We start from the raw sequence: 20,624 nt of genomic DNA, 5'->3' as shown, positions 1-20,624 counted from the left end.
ATGAGTCAGACAACACTCTATCCGGTTGTGATGGCCGGTGGCTCCGGTAGCCGCTTATGGCCGCTTTCCCGTGTACTTTATCCTAAGCAGTTCCTGTGCCTGAAAGGCGATCTCACCATGCTGCAAACGACCATTTGTCGTCTTAACGGTGTGGAGTGCGAAAGTCCGGTGGTGATCTGCAACGAGCAGCATCGTTTTATCGTCGCGGAGCAATTGCGTCAGCTTAATAAACTGACGGAGAACATTATTCTTGAACCGGCGGGACGTAATACCGCGCCGGCCATTGCATTAGCGGCGCTGGCGGCAAAACGTCACAGTCCGGACTGCGACCCGCTGATGCTGGTGTTGGCGGCAGACCACGTGATTGCCAACGAAGAGGCCTTCCGCGACGCGGTGCGCAACGCAATGCCGTACGCCGAAGCCGGAAAGCTGGTCACGTTTGGTATCGTTCCGGATCTGCCGGAAACGGGCTACGGCTATATCCGTCGTGGCGATGTCACCCCCGGCGTTAACGATGCCGTGGCGTTTGACGTTGCGCAGTTTGTGGAAAAACCGAGTCTGGAAACAGCGCAGGCCTATGTCGCCAGCGGTGATTATTACTGGAACAGCGGGATGTTTCTGTTCCGCGCCGGACGCTATCTGGAAGAGCTGAAAAAATACCGTCCCGATATCCTGGAAGCCTGCGAAAACGCGATGAGCGTGGTCGATCCGGATCTCGATTTCATTCGCGTGGATGAAGCATCATTCCTGGCGTGTCCGGAAGAATCTGTCGATTACGCAGTAATGGAACGCACGGCGGATGCGGTGGTGATGCCGATGGATGCGGGCTGGAGCGATGTCGGCTCCTGGTCCTCGCTGTGGGAAATCAGCGCCCATACCGCCGAGGGAAACGTCCATCACGGCGACGTCATCAGCCATAAAACCGAAAACAGCTACGTCTATGCCGAATCGGGACTGGTGACCACCGTCGGCGTGAAAGACCTGGTGGTGGTGCAGACCAAAGACGCGGTGCTGATTGCCGACCGTAACGCGGTGCAGGACGTCAAAAAAGTGGTTGAACAAATCAAAGCCGATGGCCGCCACGAACACCATATTCACCGCGAAGTGTACCGTCCGTGGGGGAAATATGACTCCATCGACGCCGGTGACCGCTATCAGGTCAAACGCATCACCGTGAAACCAGGGGAAGGGCTGTCGGTACAGATGCACCACCACCGCGCCGAACACTGGGTGGTGGTGGCGGGTACCGCCAAAGTCACCATTGACGGTGAGATCAAACTGCTCGGTGAAAACGAGTCTGTCTACATTCCGCTGGGAGCCACCCACTGTCTGGAAAACCCAGGGAAAATTCCACTCGATCTGATTGAAGTGCGCTCAGGTTCTTACCTCGAAGAGGATGATGTAGTGCGGTTTGAGGATCGCTACGGCCGGGTGTGACGCCCTAACCATCATCTTTCGCGCCGCAGATGCGTTGGCTTCCTTTACGCACCCCGGTCACTTCGTTGACTAAGCTCCCGGGGATACGCGCAGTCGCCGCCTTCCTGCAACGCGAAATCTAATGGTTATGTACTTTACAAAAAATATCTCCAGTCCGGAGAGGGACAACTGTTGCCTGAATAAGGGTAAAAACATGACAAAATTAACCTGTTTCAAAGCCTACGATATTCGCGGCAGGCTGGGCGAAGAGCTGAACGAAGAGATTGCGTGGCGGATTGGTCGCGCTTACGGCGAATTTTTGAAGCCGAAAACCATTGTGCTGGGCGGCGACGTGCGTCTGACCAGTGAGGCGCTGAAGCTGGCGCTGGCAAAAGGGTTGCAGGATGCCGGCGTTGACGTGCTGGATATCGGCCTGTCGGGCACCGAAGAGATCTACTTCGCGACTTTCCACCTTGGCGTGGACGGCGGGATTGAAGTCACCGCCAGCCACAACCCGATGGACTACAACGGCATGAAGCTGGTGCGCGAAGGCGCGCGTCCCATCAGTGGCGATACCGGTCTGCGTGACGTGCAGCGTCTGGCCGAGGCCAACGACTTCCCGCCGGTGAACCCCGCGCAGCGCGGAAGCTATAAGCAAATCTCCCTGCGTGATGCCTATATCGACCATCTGTTCGGCTACATCAATGTTAAAAACCTCACCCCGCTGAAGCTGGTGATCAACTCCGGTAACGGCGCGGCAGGCCCGGTGGTGGACGCCATCGACGCGCGCTTTCAGGCGCTGGGCGTGCCGGTAGAATTGATCAAAGTGCATAACACCCCGGACGGCAACTTCCCGAACGGCATTCCTAATCCGCTGTTGCCGGAGTGTCGCGCCGATACCCGCAATGCGGTGATTGAACATGGCGCGGATATGGGGATTGCCTTTGACGGTGATTTCGACCGCTGCTTCCTGTTCGACGAGAAAGGCCAGTTCATCGAGGGTTACTACATTGTCGGCCTGCTGGCGGAAGCGTTCCTCGAAAAACAGCCGGGCGCCAAAATCATTCACGACCCGCGTCTGTCCTGGAACACGGTGGATGTGGTGAAAGCGGCGGGCGGCACGCCGGTGATGTCGAAAACCGGTCACGCTTTCATTAAAGAGCGGATGCGCCACGAAGACGCCATCTACGGCGGCGAGATGAGCGCCCACCACTATTTCCGTGATTTTGCTTACTGCGACAGCGGAATGATCCCGTGGTTGCTGGTGGCGGAACTGGTGTGTCTGAAGGGACAGTCACTGGGTGAACTGGTACGAGACCGGATGGCGGCATTCCCGGCGAGCGGCGAAATCAACAGCAAGCTGGAGGAACCGGCGGCAGCGATTTCTCGGGTGGAACAACACTTTGCCAGCGAGGCGCTGGCGGTGGACAGAACCGACGGGATCAGCATGTCGTTCGTCGACTGGCGTTTCAACCTGCGCTCCTCCAACACCGAACCGGTGGTACGCCTGAACGTGGAGTCACGCGGCGATATTCCGCTGATGGAAGCGCGAACGCGCACTCTGCTGGCGTTACTGAATCAGTAAGGTCAGATCTTCCCTTACCCGCTGGCGGGTAAGGGGCTAATAACAGGAACAACGATGACAAATCTAAAAAAGCGCGAACGGGCCAAAACCAATGCATCGTTAATCTCTATGGTGCAACGCTTTTCAGATATCACCATCATGTTTGGCGGGCTGTGGGTTGTCTGCGAAGTCAGTGGACTGCCTTTCCTGTATATGCACCTGTTGGTGGCGCTGATCACGTTGGTTGTTTTCCAGATGCTGGGTGGCATAACCGATTTCTATCGCTCATGGCGCGGCGTCAAAATTTCCACTGAACTGACTCTCCTGCTGCAAAACTGGACGCTGAGCCTCGTCTTTAGCGCCGGTCTGGTGGCATTCAATCAGGATTTCGATAACCGCCTCGCGGTCTGGCTGGCGTGGTATCTGCTGACCAGCGTCGGACTGGTCTTCTGCCGATCGTTTATTCGCATCGGTGCAGGATGGCTACGCAACCGTGGCTACAACACGCGCCGGGTGGCCGTCGCGGGCGATCTGCCTGCCGGACGGGCGTTGCTCGATAGCTTCCGCAACGAACCGTGGTTAGGTTTTGAGGTAGTTGGCGTTTATCACGATCCGAAACCGGGCGGCGTTACCTCTGACTGGGCAGGTAACCTCGAACAACTGGTTGAAGACGCGAAAGCGTCACGCATCCATAACGTCTACATTGCGATGGCGATGTGCGACGGCGCGCGGGTGAAAAAACTGGTGCGCGAACTGGCGGATACCACCTGTTCGGTGATCCTCATTCCGGACGTGTTTACCTTCAACATTCTGCATTCCCGCATCGAAGAGGTGAGTGGCGTGCCGGTGGTGCCGCTGTATGACACGCCGCTGTCGGGTATCAACCGTCTGCTTAAGCGTGCGGAAGATATCGTGCTGGCGTCGCTGATCCTGCTGCTGATCTCCCCAGTGTTGTGCTGCATTGCGCTGGCGGTGAAGTTGAGTTCGCCGGGGCCGATCATCTTCCGTCAGACCCGTTATGGCATGGACGGTAAACCGATCAACGTGTGGAAATTCCGCTCAATGAAGGTGATGGAAAACGACAAGGTCGTCACACAGGCGACGCAGAACGATCCGCGCGTCACCCGAGTGGGGAATTTCCTGCGTCGTACCTCGCTGGATGAACTACCGCAGTTTATTAATGTGCTGACCGGTGGCATGTCTATCGTCGGGCCGCGTCCGCATGCGGTGGCGCATAACGAACAGTATCGTCAACTGATTGAAGGCTACATGCTGCGCCACAAGGTGAAGCCGGGGATCACCGGTTGGGCGCAAATCAACGGCTGGCGCGGTGAAACTGACACGCTGGAGAAAATGGAAAAACGCGTGGAGTACGATCTGGAGTACATCCGCGAGTGGAGCGTGTGGTTCGACATCAAGATCGTTTTTCTGACGGTGTTTAAGGGCTTTGTTAACAAAGCGGCGTACTGAGGAACGGTCATGAGCTTACGTGAAAAAACCATCAGCGGCGCGAAGTGGTCGGCGATTGCCACGGTGATCATTATCAGCCTTGGGCTTATCCAGATGACGGTACTGGCGCGGATCGTCGATAACCACCAGTTCGGCCTGCTGACCGTGTCGCTGGTGATCATTGCGCTGGCCGATACGCTGTCTGACTTCGGTATTGCCAACTCCATTATTCAGCGCAAGGCGATAAGCCATCTTGAGCTGACCACGCTGTACTGGCTGAATGTCGGGTTGGGAATCATCGTCTGTGTGGCGGTCTTCCTGCTTAGCGATGTGATTAGCAATGTGCTGCATAACCCGGATCTGGCGCCGCTGATTAAAACGCTGTCGCTGGCGTTTGTGGTGATCCCGCACGGGCAGCAGTTCCGCGCGCTGATGCAGAAAGAGCTGGAGTTCAACAAGATTGGAATGATTGAAACCAGCGCTGTACTGGCAGGTTTTACATTTACCGTTGTCAGCGCGCATTTCTGGCCGCTGGCGATGACGGCCATACTCGGTTACCTGGTAAATAGCGCGGTGCGCACGCTGTTGTTTGGCTATTTTGGCCGCAAGATCTACCGTCCGGGTCTGCACTTTTCGCTGGCGTCCGTTTCGTCGAATTTGCGCTTTGGTGCGTGGCTGACGGCGGACAGCATCATCAACTACGTCAACACCAACCTTTCCACGCTGGTGCTGGCGCGTATTCTCGGTGCCGGCGTCGCAGGGGGTTATAACCTGGCGTATAACGTGGCAGTGGTGCCGCCGATGAAGCTCAACCCCATCATCACCCGCGTGCTGTTTCCGGCATTTGCCAAAATTCAGGACGACACCCAGAAGCTGCGCGTGAACTTCTACAAACTGCTTTCCGTGGTGGGCATTATCAACTTCCCGGCTTTGCTGGGCCTGATGGTGGTTGCTAATAATTTTGTGCCGCTGGTCTTTGGCGAGAAGTGGAACAGCATCATTCCTGTGCTGCAACTGCTGTGCGTGGTGGGGTTACTGCGCTCGGTTGGTAATCCGATTGGTTCGCTGTTGATGGCGAAAGCGCGGGTAGACATCAGCTTTAAATTCAATGTGTTTAAAACGTTCCTGTTCATCCCGGCGATTATTGTCGGCGGGCAGATGGCGGGCGCAATTGGTGTGACGCTGGGCTTCCTGCTGGTGCAAATTATCAACACCATTCTGAGCTATTTCGTGATGATCAAACCGGTGCTGGGTTCCAGCTACCGCCAGTACATTCTGAGCCTGTGGCTGCCGTTCTATCTCTCATTGCCGACGCTGGCGGTGAGCTACGGTCTGGGTATCGCGTTACAGGGACATCTGTCGCTCGGTGTACTGCTGGCGACGCAGATTGCCGCCGGTGCGCTGGCGTTCGCGGTGATGATCGTGCTCTCACGCCATCCGCTGGTGGTGGAGATGAAGCGCCAGTTTTGTCGCAGTGAAAAAATGAAAACCTTGCTTCGTGCAGGATAAGTTTTGCCGGATGGCAACGATTTTAAGAGGGTGAAATGAAATTATTGATTCTGGGCAACCATACCTGCGGCAACCGTGGCGACAGTGCGATTTTACGTGGTCTGCTGGACGCCATTCACCGCCTCGAACCTGACGCGGAAGTGGATGTGATGAGCCGCTACCCGGTGAGTTCGTCCTGGCTTTTGAATCGCCCGGTGATGGGCGATCCGCTCTTTTTACAGATGAAACAGCACAACAGCGCGGCTGGCGTAGTGGGGCGGGTGAAAAAAATCCTCCGTCGTCGCTATCAGCATCAGGTGCTGCTTTCCCGCGTTACTGATACCGGCAAGCTGCGTAATATCGCGATTGCTCAGGGTTTTACCGATTTCGTGCGTTTGCTTGCGGGTTATGACGCTATCGTTCAGGTGGGCGGTTCATTCTTCGTCGACTTGTACGGTGTTCCGCAGTTTGAACACGCGCTGTGTACCTTTATGGCGAAAAAACCACTGTACATGGTCGGTCACAGCGTCGGTCCGTTCCAGGATCCGCAATTTAATCAACTGGCCAACTATGTTTTCGGCCACTGTGATGCACTGATCCTGCGGGAGTCGGTCAGCCTGGAGCTGATGAAACGCAGTGACATCACCACCGAAAAAGTGGAGCACGGCGTGGATACCGCCTGGCTGGTGGATCATCATGATGAAGATTTTACGCCGGGCTATGCCGTTCAACACTGGCTGAGCGTAGCGGCGCAGCAGAAAACGGTGGCAATTACTCTGCGAGAACTGGCGCCGTTTGATAAACGCCTGGGCACCACGCAGGAGGCTTATGAGAAGGCCTTCGCCGGTGTGGTCAACCGCATTCTGGATGAGGGCTATCAGGTTATCGCACTGTCTACCTGTACCGGCATTGACAGCTATAACAAAGATGACCGCATGGTGGCGCTGAATCTGCGCCAGTACGTCAGCGACCCGGCGCGTTACCACGTGGTGATGGATGAACTCAATGATCTGGAGATGGGCAAGATCCTCGGCGCATGCGATCTGACGGTTGGCACACGCCTGCATTCCGCCATTATCTCGATGAACTTCGCGACGCCTGCTATTGCGATTAATTACGAGCACAAATCGGCGGGCATCATGCAGCAACTGGGGATGCCGGAGATGGCGATAGATATCCGTCATCTGCTGGATGGCAGTCTGCAAGCGATGGTGGCGGATACGCTCGGACAGTTGCCGCAGATCAATGAGCGTCTTGCGCAGGCGGTGCGTCGCGAGCGTGAACAGGGATACCGTATGGTGGAGTCGGTGTTAACGCGCATCGGGGAGGGGAAATGAAGGCCAGCTTTTTTTTACTGAAATTTCCGCTGTCGTCGGAAACCTTCGTCCTCAACCAGATTACCGCGTTTATCGACATGGGTTTTGACGTTGAGATTGTCGCCCTGCAAAAAGGTGACACGCAAAATACGCATGCCGCCTGGGAAAAATATGGCCTGGCGGCCAGAACGCGCTGGCTACAGGACGAGCCGCCGGGACGTCTGGCAAAGCTGCGCACTCGGGCAGTGAAAACGCTGTCAGGACTGCACCGGGCGACGACGTGGAAATCGCTCAATTTTTCTCGCTACGGCGATGAATCACGTAACCTGATCCTCTCATCAATCTGTGCGCAGATAAGTCAACCCCTGCGTGCGGATGTCTTTATCGCCCACTTTGGTCCGGCGGGCGTAACGGCGGCGAAGCTGCGTGAGCTGGGCGTTATTCAGGGCAAGATTGCGACGATTTTTCACGGTATTGATATTTCCAGTCGGGAAGTTCTTAACCATTACACGCCGGAGTACCAGCAATTGTTCCGTCGTGGCGATCTGATGTTGCCGATTAGCGATCTCTGGGCTGGAAGGCTGAAAAGTATGGGCTGTCCACCGGAGAAGATTGCCGTTTCGCGGATGGGCGTGGATATGACGCGCTTTACGCACCGGCCAGTGAAAGCACCCGGTACGCCGCTGGAGATTATCTCTGTTGCGCGACTGACTGAGAAAAAAGGACTGCATGTGGCGATAGAGGCCTGCCGCCAGTTGAAAGAGCAGGGTGTGGCGTTTCGTTATCGCATTCTGGGTATGGGTCCCTGGGAGCGGCGATTGCGCACGTTGATTGAGCAGTATCAGCTCGATGATGTGATTGAGATGCCGGGATTTAAGCCCAGCCATGAAGTGAAAACGATGCTGGATAACGCGGATGTCTTTCTGTTGCCGTCAATTACCGGCACGGATGGCGACATGGAAGGCATTCCCGTTGCGTTGATGGAAGCGATGGCGGTGGGGATCCCGGTGGTCTCTACCGTTCACAGTGGGATCCCGGAGCTGGTGGATGCCGGGGAATCCGGCTGGCTGGTACCGGAAAACGACGCCCATGCGCTGGCGCAACAGCTCGCGTTGTTCAGCCAACTTGACCACCAGACGCTGGAACCCATCATCCAGCGTGCGCGTGAAAAAGTTGAACATGATTTTAATCAGCAGGTGATCAATCGTCAGTTGGCCAGCCTGCTGCAAACGATGTAAACCGAGGTTGTATGCCAGAGAAAACACTCTCCCGACGTACCTTCCTGACGGCAAGCTCCGCGCTTGCCGTACTTCCTGTCCTCCATTCACCTTTTGCCCGCGCCGTTGCGTCCCGCAAAACCGTCAATATTCAGGATTACAATGCGAAAGACTGGATTGCCTCCTTTCGACAGGCCTTCAGCGACGCAGAGACCGTGGTGGTGCCAGCGGGACTGGTGTGCGAGAACATCAATACCGGCATTTTTATCCCACCGGGAAAAACGCTGCATGTGCTGGGCCGCCTGAGCGGTAATGGGCGTGGTCGCTTTGTGTTGCAGGAGGGATGTCAGGTCACTGGCGAGAAGGGGGGGAGCCTGCACAATATTACGCTGGATGTACGCGGTTCCGATTGTGTGATTACCGATCTTACGATGAGTGGTTTCGGGCCGGTGACGCAAATTTATATCGGCGGGAAAAAGCCGCGCGTGATGCGCAATCTGGTCATCGATAATCTCACCGTGACCCAGGCCAACTATGCGATTCTGCGTCAGGGATTCCACAATCAGGTTGATGGCGCGCGTATTACCCACTGTCGTTTCAGCGATTTGCAGGGTGACGCCATCGAATGGAATGTCGCTATTAACGATCGCAATATCCTGATTTCTGACCACGTCATTGAACGGATCAACTGTACCAACGGCAAGATTAACTGGGGGATTGGCATTGGGCTTGCGGGGAGCACCTACGACAACACCTATCCGGAGCAGCAGACGGTTAAAAATTTTGTGGTCGCCAACATTACCGGATCAGATTGTCGGCAACTGGTACATGTCGAGAACGGCAAACATTTTGTGATTCGCAATGTGAAGGCGAAGAACATCACCCCGGATTTCAGCAAGAAGGCCGGCATCGACAATGCGACGGTTGCCATTTACGGTTGCGATAATTTTGTGATTGATAATGTCGATATGGTTAACAGTGCCGGGATGCTCATTGGCTATGGCGTGGTCAAAGGGAAATATCTCTCCATCCCGCAAAATTTCAAACTCAACCATATCTCCCTTGATAACACGCAGCTTGAATATAAATTGCGCGGCATTCAAATATCGTCGGGTAATGCCACCTCCTTCGTTGCACTGACTAATATCGAGATGAAACGCGCGACGCTGGAGTTGCATAATCAGCCGCAGCATCTTTTTCTGCGCAATATCAAGGTGATGCAAGAGTCAGCAACGGGACCGGCGCTGAAGATGCACTTTGATCTGCGCAAAGACGTGCGCGGTAAGTTTATGGCGAAAGATGACACGCTGCTGTCGTTGGCAAACGTACATGCGGTGAATGAGAAGGGGCAAAGCTCAGTGGATATAGACCGCATAAACCATCATGTGGTGAACGTTGATGCGATCAACTTCCGCTTACCGGTGGGGAGGGGGTGAATTTGCGACCATTCCTGGCGAAATCGGTCCATACTTAAGATTATGGCTACTGCAATTTATCAGTGACCGGCGTAGCATCAGTGACAAAGCAGCGATGATTTCCTCTAACTAATTCATGCTGGCTAAAACGAGTCAAAAGGCTATAATTCAGCAACCATTTTACAGGTGGATGAAATAATGAGTAATTTGAAAGCAGTTATACCGGTAGCGGGTCTGGGTATGCACATGTTGCCTGCCACCAAGGCAATTCCCAAAGAGATGCTACCGATCGTCGACAAACCCATGATTCAGTATATCGTTGACGAAATCGTAGCTGCAGGGATCAAAGAAATCCTCCTGGTCACACACGCGTCTAAAAACGCCGTTGAGAACCATTTCGACACCTCTTATGAACTTGAGTCACTCCTTGAGCAACGCGTGAAGCGTCAGTTGCTGGCGGAAGTGCAGTCCATTTGTCCTCCGGGCGTGACCATTATGAACGTGCGCCAGGCGCAGCCGCTGGGGCTGGGTCACTCCATTCTTTGCGCGCGTCCGGCGATTGGCGATAATCCTTTTGTGGTGGTATTGCCTGATATCGTTATTGATACCGCCAGTGCTGACCCGCTGCGTTATAATCTCGCCGCGATGGTTGCGCGTTTTGAAGAAACCGGACGTAGCCAGGTGCTGGCGAAACGTATGCCGGGTGACCTTTCCGAGTACTCCGTCATCCAGACGAAAGATCCGCTGGATAATGAAGGCAAGGTGAGTCGCATTGTTGAGTTTATTGAGAAACCGGATCAGCCGCAAACGCTGGATTCCGATCTGATGGCGGTAGGGCGTTATGTCCTCTCAGCGGATATCTGGGCCGAACTCGAAAGAACCGAACCGGGCGCCTGGGGCCGTATCCAGTTGACCGATGCAATTGCAGCACTGGCGAAAAAACAATCCGTTGACGCCATGCTAATGACCGGCGACAGCTACGACTGCGGTAAAAAATTGGGCTACATGCAGGCGTTTGTGAAGTACGGACTGCGCAATCTGAAAGAAGGACCGAAGTTCCGTAAAGGTATTGAGAAGTTGCTTAGCGAGTAAATTGAAAAATCGACGGTCCGGCAGGTCGTAAAAACACATAACGGTAGTTAACATTCGACGCGGTGATGCAGATATGCCCGGAATGTTGCTACCGTTTTTTCATTTTCGAAAAATATTTATGATTTCATTGGGTTAACTACAAAATTTAGCACCGCTTTTTATAAGATTTCTTCTTGTTTCTGACATCAATTGGTAAGACAATTAGGGTTTGAGTTTAGCAGCTTTGCGCGAGAGAAAGCAGAGCTCAACACGTCTGTGAGAGTACGCAGTGCACTGGTAGCTGTAAAGCCAGGGGCGGTAGCGTGTTAATCTTCTGGTCTAATGAAAATTAATAACCGAAGGTTTTCCTCCGGTTTATTAAGAATATCATTTTATATAGAAAACGATTACAGTCATGCTTTTTTTTGACTGAAATTCTTTTAACCGGAATATAACGAGTAATAAACTGGATTTAGAAATGAATAATATTCTCCAATTGATTGGTCGTAATAAAGAACTATTCAGTGATGATATTTCTGAAAATGAAAAAGAATTAAAAAAAATTGTTTCCGAATCACGCTTCCTTGTACTTGGTGGTGCTGGTTCTATTGGTCAGGCTGTAGTAAAAGAAATATTTAAACGCAACCCACAGAAGATTCATGTGGTTGATATCAGTGAAAACAATATGGTTGAACTGGTGCGCGATATACGTAGCTCCTTTGGTTATATTGAGGGTGATTTCCAGACGTTTGCGCTTGATATCGGATCTATAGAATACGACGCATTTATCAAAGCTGACGGTAAATATGATTATGTTCTGAATTTATCTGCGCTGAAACATGTTCGTAGTGAGAAAGATCCTTTTACCCTGATGCGTATGATTGATGTCAACATCCTCAATACTGACAAAACAATTGAGCAGTCTATCGCTGCAGGTGTTAAAAAATTCTTCTGCGTATCGACCGACAAGGCCGCGAATCCAGTAAATATGATGGGCGCGTCTAAACGTATCATGGAAATGTTCCTGATGCGTAAAAGTAAACAAATTGCCATCTCTACTGCGCGTTTCGCAAACGTTGCCTTTTCCGATGGTTCTCTTCTGCATGGGTTCAATCAACGCCTCCACAAGCAGCAGCCGCTGGTGGCACCGAATGATATCAAGCGTTACTTTGTCACCCCTCAGGAGTCAGGTGAGCTCTGCCTAATGTCATGTATATTTGGTGATAATCGTGACATATTTTTCCCGAAACTGAGTGAAGCTCTCCATCTTATTTCTTTTGCTGATATCGCAGTTCTATATTTAAAACAGCGTGGTTATGAACCGCATATTTGCGAGAATGAAGATGAGGCGCGTAAGCTGGTAAAAACGTTGCCAGCTCAAGGGAAATGGCCATGTTTATTTACTTCAAGTGATACGACTGGTGAGAAGGATTTCGAAGAATTCTTCACCGATGAAGAAACTCTCGATATGGAACGCTTTATTAATCTCGGTATAATTAAGAATGAGCCACTTTATGATTCAGCACTGTTGGCGCATTTTGAAGAAAAAATCCAGGAAATGAAGATATCTCATGAATGGAATAAAGAAGATATCGTTAAACTTTTTTTTGAAATGATTCCAGATTTTGGTCACAAAGAAACCGGGAAATACCTCGATAGTAAAATGTAAGCAAGGCATCCTCGAATGAATATCAAATCAATAATCGAATTTGTTCGCGACGTATACAAAACGGATGAGTTTATTCCTTTGCATGCGCCAGTTTTCAATGGCAATGAGAAACAATATGTGCTCGATACACTTGAAAGTACATTTGTCTCAAGCGTAGGCAAATATGTCGACGATTTTGAGCGAAAGATGGAAGCCTATACTGGAACGGCACGTGCTGTCGCAACAGTGAATGGCACCGCAGCGCTTAGTGCTGCACTGTACCTGGCTGGCGTTAAGCGTGGCGATTTGGTGGTAACTCAGGCGTTGACTTTTGTCGCCACATGTAATGCTCTCTACCATCTGGGAGCGGAGCCTGTTTTTACTGATGTTTCTTCGGTGAGTATAGGACTTTGTCCTGTAGCACTGGATAACTGGCTAACAGAGAATGCTGAATTAACAGATCAGGGTTGTGTTCACCGCAAAACGGGACAGGTAGTGCGTGCTGTTGTCCCTATGCATACTTTCGGTCATCCGGTAGAACTGGATGAGCTAATTGCGGTATGCGGCAAATGGCATATTATTCTGGTCGAAGATGCAGCTGAAAGCCTGGGATCCTTCTATAAAGGAAAACATACCGGAACGTTGGGCGACTACGGTGCGTTAAGTTTCAATGGCAATAAAATTATAACCACTGGTGGCGGTGGAATGGTTTTCTGTAGAACACCGGAAACTGGTGTACGTGCAAAACACGTAACGACAACAGCAAAAGTTCCTCATCCTTATGAATTCTATCATGATGAGCCTGGTTTTAATTATCGCATGCCGAACATCAATGCTGCACTTGGCTGCGGTCAAATGGAATGTCTTGACTCTTTTCTTCAGCAAAAGCGTGTGCTGGCACACCATTACGAAGCATTCTTTTCCGGTTCGGAATTCCATTTCGTAAAAGAACCTGAATATGCACAATCAAATTATTGGTTAAACGCAGTTATTTGTGAAAATAGTGATTCCCGCGATGCACTCCTTGCACAAATGAATGAAGCGAAAGTAATGACTCGCCCAATCTGGAAATTGATGCACCGGTTACCGATGTTTGATAAAGCGATGCGTGACGATCTTAAGAATTCAGAGTTAATAGAAGCGCGCTTGGTAAATTTACCGAGCTCACCTGTGAGATTTTAGGATATGGCTAAAACAATAGCTGTGTTTACTGGAACCAGAGCTGAGTATGGGCTCCTATACTGGCTGATGAAAGATATTGATGCTGATACTGATTTTAAACTTCAAATTATCGCTAGCGGAGCTCATTTTTCACCAGAGTTTGGTTTGACCTGGCGTCAAATAGAAAATGATGGCTTTAAAATTGATGCAACTGTGGAAATGCTCCTTTCATCAGATACTCCTGCTGGGGTTGTTAAGAGTATGGGGGTTGCCCTTATTGGCCTCGCCGATGCCTACCAAAGATTGAATCCTGATTATATTGTTATCCTGGGCGATAGGTATGAAGCGCTTGCAGCAGCAGAAGCTGCGATGCTGATGAGAATACCTGTAATTCATCTTCATGGCGGTGAAGTCACTGAGGGTGCCTATGATGACGCTATTCGACATGCAATAACAAAACTGAGCTACTTACATTTTACTGCAACCGAGCAGTATCGACAGAGAGTCATACAGCTTGGCGAAGCGCCAGAGCGCGTGTTCAATGTTGGTACAATTGGTAATGAGCATTTACATAGAACTCAAATGATGTCTCTGGACGAGTTAGAGATGTCATTAAATTTCAAAATTAGCAAGCCATTCTTTGTAGTCACCTATCATCCAGTGACGCTTGCAGACGAACCTGCACAAGAGAGTTTCAGAGCATTGCTTGAAGCCTTAGATCAATTCCCGGAATATCAGGTTTTGATCACATATCCAAATGCGGATGATGGCGGCAGAAGTATTATCCCTCTGTTAGAGGAATATGCATTTCGCCAACCTGAACGTGTTAAGGAAGGTGCGAATAAGTAGGTCATTTCTTCCCAAGCTGACTCGCTGATTAAAATTTCGCGGATCTGGGCCGATTTTTTTCCCGCAAACACATCGAATCAGCCTATTTAGGCTATTTTTTCCACCATTTCTGGCGTTATTTCCGGTTTTTACTGAGATCTCTCCCACTGACGTATCATTTGGTCCACCCGAAACAGGTTGGCCAGGGTGAATAACATCGCCAGTTGGTTATCGTTTTTCAGCAGCCCCTTGTATCTGGCTTTCACGAAGCCGAACTGCCGCTTGATGATGCGAAACGGGTGCTCCACCCTGGCACGGATGCTGGCTTTCATGTATTCGATGTTGATGGCCGTTTTGTTCTTGCGCGGATGCTGCTTCAAGGTTTTTACCCTGCCGGGACGCCCGGCGATCAGCCAGTCCACATCCACCTCGGCCAGCTCCTCGCGCTGTGGCGCTCCTTGGTAGCCGGCATCGGCTGAGACAAATTGCTCCTCTCCATGAAGCAGATTACCCAGCTGATTGAGGTCATGCTCGTTGGCCGCGGTGGTGACCAGGCTGTGGGTCAGGCCACTCTTGGCATCGACACCAATGTGGGCCTTCATGCCAAAGTGCCACTGATTGCCTTTCTTGGTCTGATGCATCTCCGGATCGCGTTGCTGCTCTTTGTTCTTGGTAGAGCTGGGTGCCTCAATGATGGTGGCATCCACCAAAGTGCCTTGGGTCATCATGACGCCTGCTTCGGCCAGCCAGCGATTGATGGTCTTGAACAATTGACGGGCCAGTTGATGCTGCTCGAGCAGGTGGCGGAAATTCATGATGGTGGTGCGATCCGGCAGGGCGCTATCCAGGGATAATCGGGCAAACAGGCGCATGGAGGCGATTTCGTACAGGGCATCTTCCATGGCACCGTCGCTCAGGTTGTACCAATGCTGCATGCAGTGAATACGCAGCATGGTCTCCAGCGGATAGGGCCGTCGGCCATTGCCCGCCTTGGGATAAAACGGCTCGATGACAGCGGTCATATTCTGCCATGGCAGAATCTGCTCCATGCGGGAGAGGAAAATCTCTTTTCGGGTCTGACGGCGCTTAGTGCTGAATTCACTATCGGCGAAGGTGAGTTGATGGCTCATGATGTCCCTCTGGGATGCGCTCCGGATGAATATGATGATCTCATATCAGGAACTTGTTCGCACCTTCCCTAGTCTCTGATGAAACTGGTAATTGGTTACGTGGCGATTTACTGGGTTTACTGACGGCAAGCGAGCTAGGTATTGAAGCACTTGCCATTCCTGTAAGTTGTAACACAGCTGTCGAATTATCTAATAAATTCAAATCAGTGACGCGTACAAAAATTGGTTCCCCGTACGTTATCGCAGAGTTTGATTCTCTGGCGAATCGCTATTCAACCGTTGCAGGATTCGAAGCTAATGGTGGTTTCTTGCTGGCGTCGGACTTAACGATCAATGGTAAACGTCTAGGTGCTTTGCCTACGCGAGACGCGGTACTGCCTGCGTTGATGTTATTGGCTGCTTCCAGAAACAAGAAAATTTCGGAGCTTGTCGACCAGTTGCCTCAACGATTTACCTGGTCTGACAGAGTGAAAGATTTCCCTTCAGAGAAAAGCAAACAAATAATTAATGATGCGCTGATCTCGCCTGAGCAACTTTTAATTAAGCTCGGATTAGTTTCTGTTAATTGTGTTAGTATTGATCAAACTGATGGTGTGAGAATAACGCTCGATTGCTCGGATATTTTCCATCTTCGTCCATCAGGTAATGCCCCAGAATTACGCTGTTATGCGGAAGCGAATACAGAAATAAAAGCTAAAGACTACGTTGAGAAAATTCTGCACAAAATTATTACACTGAACTGATCTATATCATTATGTAATAATATATAAACCCGCGCAAATCCTTTATTCCGTTGTTGTATGCGCTGCTAAGAGGCGATTTCATAAGATAAGGGCATCTTACACTACACAGTCTTCTACAACATGAGTTAACATCTGTAATACATTCAAGCCGCGCATGCGTCGCGCGGTGACCACACCTGACAGGAGTATGTAATGTCCAAGCAACAGATCGGCGTCGTCGGCATGGCAGTGATGGGGCGCAACCTGGCGCTCAACATCGAGAGCCGTGGTTATACCGTCTCCGTGTTCAACCGCTCCCGTGAAAAGACCGAAGAAGTGATTGCCGAGAACCCGGGCAAGAAACTGGTGCCTTACTACACGGTGAAAGAGTTTGTTGAATCCCTCGAAACGCCTCGTCGTATCCTGTTAATGGTGAAAGCAGGCGCGGGTACCGATGCTGCCATTGATTCTCTGAAACCGTATCTGGATAAAGGCGATATCATCATTGATGGTGGTAATACTTTCTTCCAGGACACCATTCGTCGTAACCGTGAACTTTCTGCTGAAGGTTTCAACTTCATTGGCACCGGTGTTTCCGGTGGTGAGGAAGGTGCGCTGAAAGGGCCGTCTATCATGCCGGGTGGGCAGAAAGAAGCCTACGAACTGGTGGCACCAATTCTGACTAAGATCGCAGCAGTCGCAGAAGATGGCGAGCCTTGTGTGACCTATATCGGTGCTGATGGCGCAGGCCATTACGTGAAAATGGTACACAACGGTATCGAATATGGCGATATGCAGCTCATCGCTGAAGCCTATTCTCTGCTCAAAGGCGGCCTGAATCTCTCTAATGAAGAGCTGGCCAGCACCTTTACGGAATGGAACAACGGCGAGCTTAGCAGCTACCTGATTGACATCACTAAAGACATCTTCACCAAAAAAGATGAAGAGGGTAAATACCTCGTTGATGTCATTCTGGACGAAGCGGCAAACAAAGGTACCGGTAAGTGGACAAGCCAAAGTTCTCTGGATCTCGGCGAACCGCTATCTTTGATCACTGAATCCGTTTTTGCGCGTTACATCTCCTCGCTGAAAGACCAGCGTGTTGCGGCTTCTAAGGTCCTGACCGGTCCGAAAGCGCAGCCTGCGGCTGATAAAGTTGAGTTTATTGAGAAAGTTCGTCGTGCGCTGTATCTCGGCAAAATCGTTTCCTATGCGCAGGGCTTCTCTCAGCTGCGTGCGGCGTCCGATGAGTACAACTGGGATCTGAATTACGGTGAAATCGCGAAGATTTTCCGTGCAGGCTGCATTATTCGTGCGCAGTTCCTGCAGAAGATCACGGATGCCTACGCGAAGAATGCAGGCATTGCCAATCTGCTCTTAGATCCGTACTTCAAGAACATCGCTGATGAATATCAGCAGGCGCTGCGTGATGTTGTTGCCTACGCTGTTCAGAATGGCATCCCGGTACCGACCTTCTCTGCGGCCGTTGCCTACTATGACAGCTATCGTGCTGAAGTATTGCCAGCTAACCTGATCCAGGCACAACGTGATTACTTCGGTGCGCATACCTATAAGCGTACTGATAAAGAAGGTGTTTTCCATACCGAATGGATGGATTAAATACATAGTTTGTCAGAAGCCCGGTCTAAAGACCGGGCTTTTTTTTATCCTGATTCTTATTGCATAATCTTCATCGCTTAATATTAACTTAATATTGTCCCTTTAGGATGATAAAGATAATCCTAATTGTATTAGGCTTCGTTGACACCTTATTCGCTCAGACGCTAAAACAATAATAACGTGTCAGGATGTGAATACATCATGATGTCTAATTAAGTTAATTCTGAGAGCATGCAATGAAAATCACCATCTCCGGTACCGGATATGTCGGGCTGTCCAACGGTCTGCTAATCGCACAGCATCATGATGTGGTTGCGTTAGACATCATCCCCTCTCGTGTTGAAATGTTGAATGATCGGATATCTCCGATTGTCGATAAAGAAATTCAGCAGTTCTTAATGTCGGAGAATATTAATTTCAAAGCCACACTGGATAAGCATGACGCCTACCGAAACGCAGATTATGTTATTATTGCGACACCGACCGATTATGATCCCAAGACTAATTACTTCAATACTTCAAGCGTCGAGTCTGTCATTCAGGATGTGATAGCGATTAATCCAAATGCGGTAATGATAATTAAGTCTACCGTCCCGGTTGGGTTTACCGCTGCGATGGGTAAGAAATTTAAAACGCAAAATATTATTTTTTCCCCTGAATTTTTGCGTGAAGGTAAGGCGCTCTATGACAACTTATATCCGTCGCGTATTGTCATCGGCGAGCGCTCTGAACGGGCAGAGCGGTTTGCCGCTTTGCTTCAGGAAGGGGCGGTGAAGCAAGATATTCCTACGCTGTTTACGGATTCTACTGAAGCAGAAGCGATCAAGCTTTTTGCTAACACCTATCTGGCGATGCGCGTGGCCTATTTTAACGAACTCGATAGCTACGCTGAAAGTTTAGGTTTAAATACCCGCCAGATCATCGAGGGGGTTTGTCTGGATCCGCGTATTGGAAATCACTACAACAATCCCTCATTTGGTTACGGCGGTTATTGCCTGCCAAAGGATACCAAGCAGCTTCTGGCTAATTATCAGTCAGTCCCGAATAACATTATTTCAGCGATCGTTGATGCCAACCGCACCCGTAAAGACTTTATCGCTGATGCCATTCTCGCCAGAAAACCAAAGGTTGTAGGGATATATCGTCTGATCATGAAAAGCGGCTCGGATAACTTCCGCGCATCGTCCATTCAGGGGATCATGAAGCGCATTAAAGCCAAAGGTGTGGAAGTGGTGATTTATGAACCTGTGATGCAGGAAGAGATGTTTTTCAATTCGCGTATTGAGCGTGATTTGACACAGTTTAAACAACAGGCTGACGTCATTATCTCGAACCGGATGGCTGAAGAACTCAAAGACGTATTCGAGAAAGTCTATACCCGAGACCTTTTCGGTAGTGATTGATAAGTCAACTGAGGGGAAGGGAGTCCCTGATAATGGGTTAAAGACCTACCAGAATTTTCGCAATCTTGTCAAATTTCCTATGGCATAAATTACGTTTCCCGATAAACTGTGGCGAGTTTAGAGCTTTCTTGTTTAAGGCAATGATGACAGTGGAAAATAACAACCTATCCGGGCGCAGTAACGAACCGGAACAGATTGATTTGATTGACTTAGTGATTCAGATTTGGCGCGGTAAAGTGACAATAATCATCTGCGTTATTGTGGCTATCGCTCTGGCCGTGGGTTACCTGGCGGTAGCGAAAGAAAAATGGACCTCAACGGCGATTATTACTCAACCTGACGCTGGCCAGTTGGCAACGTATACCAATGCCATGAGTATCCTTTACGGTCAGGATGCGCCAAAAGTGAACGATGTTCAGTCGGGTGTGATTGGACGTTTTAACTCGGCATTTTCCGCGCTTTCTGAAACGCTTGATAATCAGCAACAGCCAGAGAAGCTGACCATCGACCCGTCTGTAAAAGGCCAGCCTCTTCCGTTGAAAGTTTCCTATCAGGCAACCTCGGCTGAATCTGCGCAAAAAACGCTGGCGCAGTACATTCAACAGGTTGATGAAGCGGTCTCCAAAGAAATTAATACTGACCTCGCGATGAGCATTAAAACACGTGCTTCTGACTTAGAGCATTCGCTCGTAGCGCAGGAAAAGGTCGCTCAGGAACAAAAAGCACTGCGCATTGCCCAGATCACCCAGGCGCTTTCCGTTGCGAAACAGGCCAACATCAAGCTGCCGCAGGTCCAGCAGGCCGATCAGGTCTCCCAGGACACCATGTTTATGCTGGGGAGCGATGCGCTTTCATCGATGGTGAATAACGAAGCGACCCGCCCGCTAACGTTTTCGGATGACTACTACCTGACCCGTCAGAATCTCTTAGCGGTTAAGGCGCTGAAAGTGCAGCCTGACAGTATTCATGCCTATCGCTACGTGATGAAGCCGACATTGCCGATTCGTCGCGATAGCCCGAAAAAAGCGATTACCCTGGTACTGGCGGTACTGCTCGGTGGAATGATTGGTGCCGGCGTGGTGCTGGGGCGTAACGCGCTGCGTAACTACAAACCCAAAGCGCAGTAATATTACCCCCTCAAGAAAAAACCGGGCCAGTTGAACTGGCCCGGTTTTT

At 50.6% G+C, this 20,624-nt stretch carries 17 protein-coding genes; 15 read left to right on the top strand and 2 right to left on the bottom strand.

The genetic code is table 11. The features are described 5' to 3' along the window. The 11 genes from cpsB (at position 1) to neuC (ending at position 14,594) form a co-directional block, all read left to right on the top strand. Positions 1-1,437: a mannose-1-phosphate guanyltransferase gene (cpsB, locus tag C2U53_RS26290; RefSeq protein ID WP_043000191.1), complete on the top strand. Its 1,437-nt coding sequence runs from the start codon at positions 1-3 to the stop codon at positions 1,435-1,437. A 193-nt stretch (positions 1,438-1,630) separates the two neighbouring features. Further along, positions 1,631-3,001, top strand: a complete 1,371-nt coding sequence (gene cpsG, locus C2U53_RS26285; protein WP_043000192.1) for a colanic acid biosynthesis phosphomannomutase CpsG — start codon at positions 1,631-1,633, stop codon at positions 2,999-3,001. A 54-nt stretch (positions 3,002-3,055) separates the two neighbouring features. Next, on the top strand, positions 3,056-4,450 hold the full coding sequence (wcaJ, locus tag C2U53_RS26280; protein ID WP_043000193.1) for an undecaprenyl-phosphate glucose phosphotransferase: 1,395 nt from the start codon (positions 3,056-3,058) through the stop codon (positions 4,448-4,450). 9 nt (positions 4,451-4,459) lie between these two features. Further along, positions 4,460-5,938: a colanic acid undecaprenyl disphosphate flippase WzxC gene (gene wzxC / locus C2U53_RS26275; protein WP_043000194.1), complete on the top strand. Its 1,479-nt coding sequence runs from the start codon at positions 4,460-4,462 to the stop codon at positions 5,936-5,938. Positions 5,939-5,973: 35 nt separating this feature from the next. Beyond that, the gene (wcaK, locus tag C2U53_RS26270; RefSeq protein ID WP_043000195.1) at positions 5,974-7,254 is read left to right on the top strand and encodes a colanic acid biosynthesis pyruvyl transferase WcaK; all 1,281 of its coding nucleotides are present in this window, start codon (positions 5,974-5,976) and stop codon (positions 7,252-7,254) included. Then, a complete protein-coding gene (wcaL, locus tag C2U53_RS26265) occupies positions 7,251-8,471 on the top strand; it encodes a colanic acid biosynthesis glycosyltransferase WcaL (RefSeq protein ID WP_104446698.1) in 1,221 nt (406 codons plus the stop codon). The genes wcaK and wcaL overlap by 4 nt, the downstream gene beginning before the upstream one ends. A gap of 11 nt (positions 8,472-8,482) precedes the next feature. Further along, positions 8,483-9,886: a colanic acid biosynthesis protein WcaM gene (gene wcaM / locus C2U53_RS26260; protein WP_104446697.1), complete on the top strand. Its 1,404-nt coding sequence runs from the start codon at positions 8,483-8,485 to the stop codon at positions 9,884-9,886. 177 nt (positions 9,887-10,063) lie between these two features. Further along, positions 10,064-10,957 carry a UTP--glucose-1-phosphate uridylyltransferase GalF gene (galF, locus tag C2U53_RS26255; RefSeq protein WP_044266075.1) on the top strand — a complete coding sequence of 298 codons (894 nt, stop codon included), beginning with the start codon at positions 10,064-10,066 and terminating at the stop codon, positions 10,955-10,957. Between the two features lie 457 nt (positions 10,958-11,414). Beyond that, on the top strand, positions 11,415-12,605 hold the full coding sequence (locus tag C2U53_RS26250) for a UDP-N-acetylglucosamine 4,6-dehydratase (protein WP_104446696.1): 1,191 nt from the start codon (positions 11,415-11,417) through the stop codon (positions 12,603-12,605). Positions 12,606-12,620: 15 nt separating this feature from the next. Continuing rightward, entirely contained in the window at positions 12,621-13,766 is a 1,146-nt protein-coding gene (locus tag C2U53_RS26245; protein ID WP_104446695.1) for a LegC family aminotransferase, read from the top strand. A 3-nt stretch (positions 13,767-13,769) separates the two neighbouring features. Beyond that, positions 13,770-14,594, top strand: coding sequence for a UDP-N-acetylglucosamine 2-epimerase (neuC, locus tag C2U53_RS26240; RefSeq protein WP_172740601.1), 825 nt, complete (start codon positions 13,770-13,772; stop codon positions 14,592-14,594). Here neuC and C2U53_RS30815 read toward each other — a convergent pair. After that, complete coding sequence (locus C2U53_RS30815; protein ID WP_371415048.1) at positions 14,538-14,741, bottom strand: hypothetical protein; 204 nt, start codon at positions 14,739-14,741, stop codon at positions 14,538-14,540. The genes neuC and C2U53_RS30815 overlap by 57 nt on opposite strands. After that, positions 14,723-15,703: an IS5-like element ISKpn26 family transposase gene (locus C2U53_RS26235; RefSeq protein ID WP_086550188.1), complete on the bottom strand. Its 981-nt coding sequence runs from the start codon at positions 15,701-15,703 to the stop codon at positions 14,723-14,725. The genes C2U53_RS30815 and C2U53_RS26235 overlap by 19 nt, the downstream gene beginning before the upstream one ends. A 53-nt stretch (positions 15,704-15,756) precedes the next feature. On the opposite strand from C2U53_RS26235, the gene C2U53_RS26230 reads away from it, so the two are divergent. The 4 genes from C2U53_RS26230 to wzzB all read left to right on the top strand — a co-directional run bounded on the left by C2U53_RS26230 (position 15,757) and on the right by wzzB (position 20,575). Continuing rightward, on the top strand, positions 15,757-16,446 hold the full coding sequence (locus C2U53_RS26230; protein WP_371415047.1) for a hypothetical protein: 690 nt from the start codon (positions 15,757-15,759) through the stop codon (positions 16,444-16,446). A gap of 192 nt (positions 16,447-16,638) precedes the next feature. Further along, the gene (gndA, locus tag C2U53_RS26225; RefSeq protein ID WP_044327333.1) at positions 16,639-18,045 is read left to right on the top strand and encodes an NADP-dependent phosphogluconate dehydrogenase; all 1,407 of its coding nucleotides are present in this window, start codon (positions 16,639-16,641) and stop codon (positions 18,043-18,045) included. A 236-nt stretch (positions 18,046-18,281) separates the two neighbouring features. Next, positions 18,282-19,448, top strand: a complete 1,167-nt coding sequence (gene ugd, locus C2U53_RS26220) for a UDP-glucose 6-dehydrogenase (RefSeq protein WP_104446693.1) — start codon at positions 18,282-18,284, stop codon at positions 19,446-19,448. A gap of 143 nt (positions 19,449-19,591) precedes the next feature. Continuing rightward, positions 19,592-20,575: an LPS O-antigen chain length determinant protein WzzB gene (gene wzzB, locus C2U53_RS26215; RefSeq protein WP_104446692.1), complete on the top strand. Its 984-nt coding sequence runs from the start codon at positions 19,592-19,594 to the stop codon at positions 20,573-20,575. Positions 20,576-20,624: the final 49 nt, after the last annotated feature.

The sequence above is a fragment of the Citrobacter sp. CFNIH10 genome (assembly GCF_002934585.1).
Classification (GTDB): domain Bacteria; phylum Pseudomonadota; class Gammaproteobacteria; order Enterobacterales; family Enterobacteriaceae; genus Citrobacter_A; species Citrobacter_A amalonaticus.
This window is presented reverse-complemented; position numbering and strand designations above follow the sequence as displayed.

Coding starts and splice junctions, on each gene's coding strand:
- cpsB (WP_043000191.1), top strand. CDS start 1: ATGAGTCAGACAACACTCTATCCGGTTGTGATGGCCGGTGGCTCCGGT.
- C2U53_RS26250 (WP_104446696.1), top strand. CDS start 11,415: ATGAATAATATTCTCCAATTGATTGGTCGTAATAAAGAACTATTCAGT.
- C2U53_RS26235 (WP_086550188.1), bottom strand. CDS start 15,703: ATGAGCCATCAACTCACCTTCGCCGATAGTGAATTCAGCACTAAGCGC.
- wcaK (WP_043000195.1), top strand. CDS start 5,974: ATGAAATTATTGATTCTGGGCAACCATACCTGCGGCAACCGTGGCGAC.
- cpsG (WP_043000192.1), top strand. CDS start 1,631: ATGACAAAATTAACCTGTTTCAAAGCCTACGATATTCGCGGCAGGCTG.
- wzzB (WP_104446692.1), top strand. CDS start 19,592: ATGACAGTGGAAAATAACAACCTATCCGGGCGCAGTAACGAACCGGAA.
- ugd (WP_104446693.1), top strand. CDS start 18,282: ATGAAAATCACCATCTCCGGTACCGGATATGTCGGGCTGTCCAACGGT.
- galF (WP_044266075.1), top strand. CDS start 10,064: ATGAGTAATTTGAAAGCAGTTATACCGGTAGCGGGTCTGGGTATGCAC.
- wzxC (WP_043000194.1), top strand. CDS start 4,460: ATGAGCTTACGTGAAAAAACCATCAGCGGCGCGAAGTGGTCGGCGATT.
- gndA (WP_044327333.1), top strand. CDS start 16,639: ATGTCCAAGCAACAGATCGGCGTCGTCGGCATGGCAGTGATGGGGCGC.
- neuC (WP_172740601.1), top strand. CDS start 13,770: ATGGCTAAAACAATAGCTGTGTTTACTGGAACCAGAGCTGAGTATGGG.
- C2U53_RS26245 (WP_104446695.1), top strand. CDS start 12,621: ATGAATATCAAATCAATAATCGAATTTGTTCGCGACGTATACAAAACG.
- wcaL (WP_104446698.1), top strand. CDS start 7,251: ATGAAGGCCAGCTTTTTTTTACTGAAATTTCCGCTGTCGTCGGAAACC.
- wcaJ (WP_043000193.1), top strand. CDS start 3,056: ATGACAAATCTAAAAAAGCGCGAACGGGCCAAAACCAATGCATCGTTA.
- wcaM (WP_104446697.1), top strand. CDS start 8,483: ATGCCAGAGAAAACACTCTCCCGACGTACCTTCCTGACGGCAAGCTCC.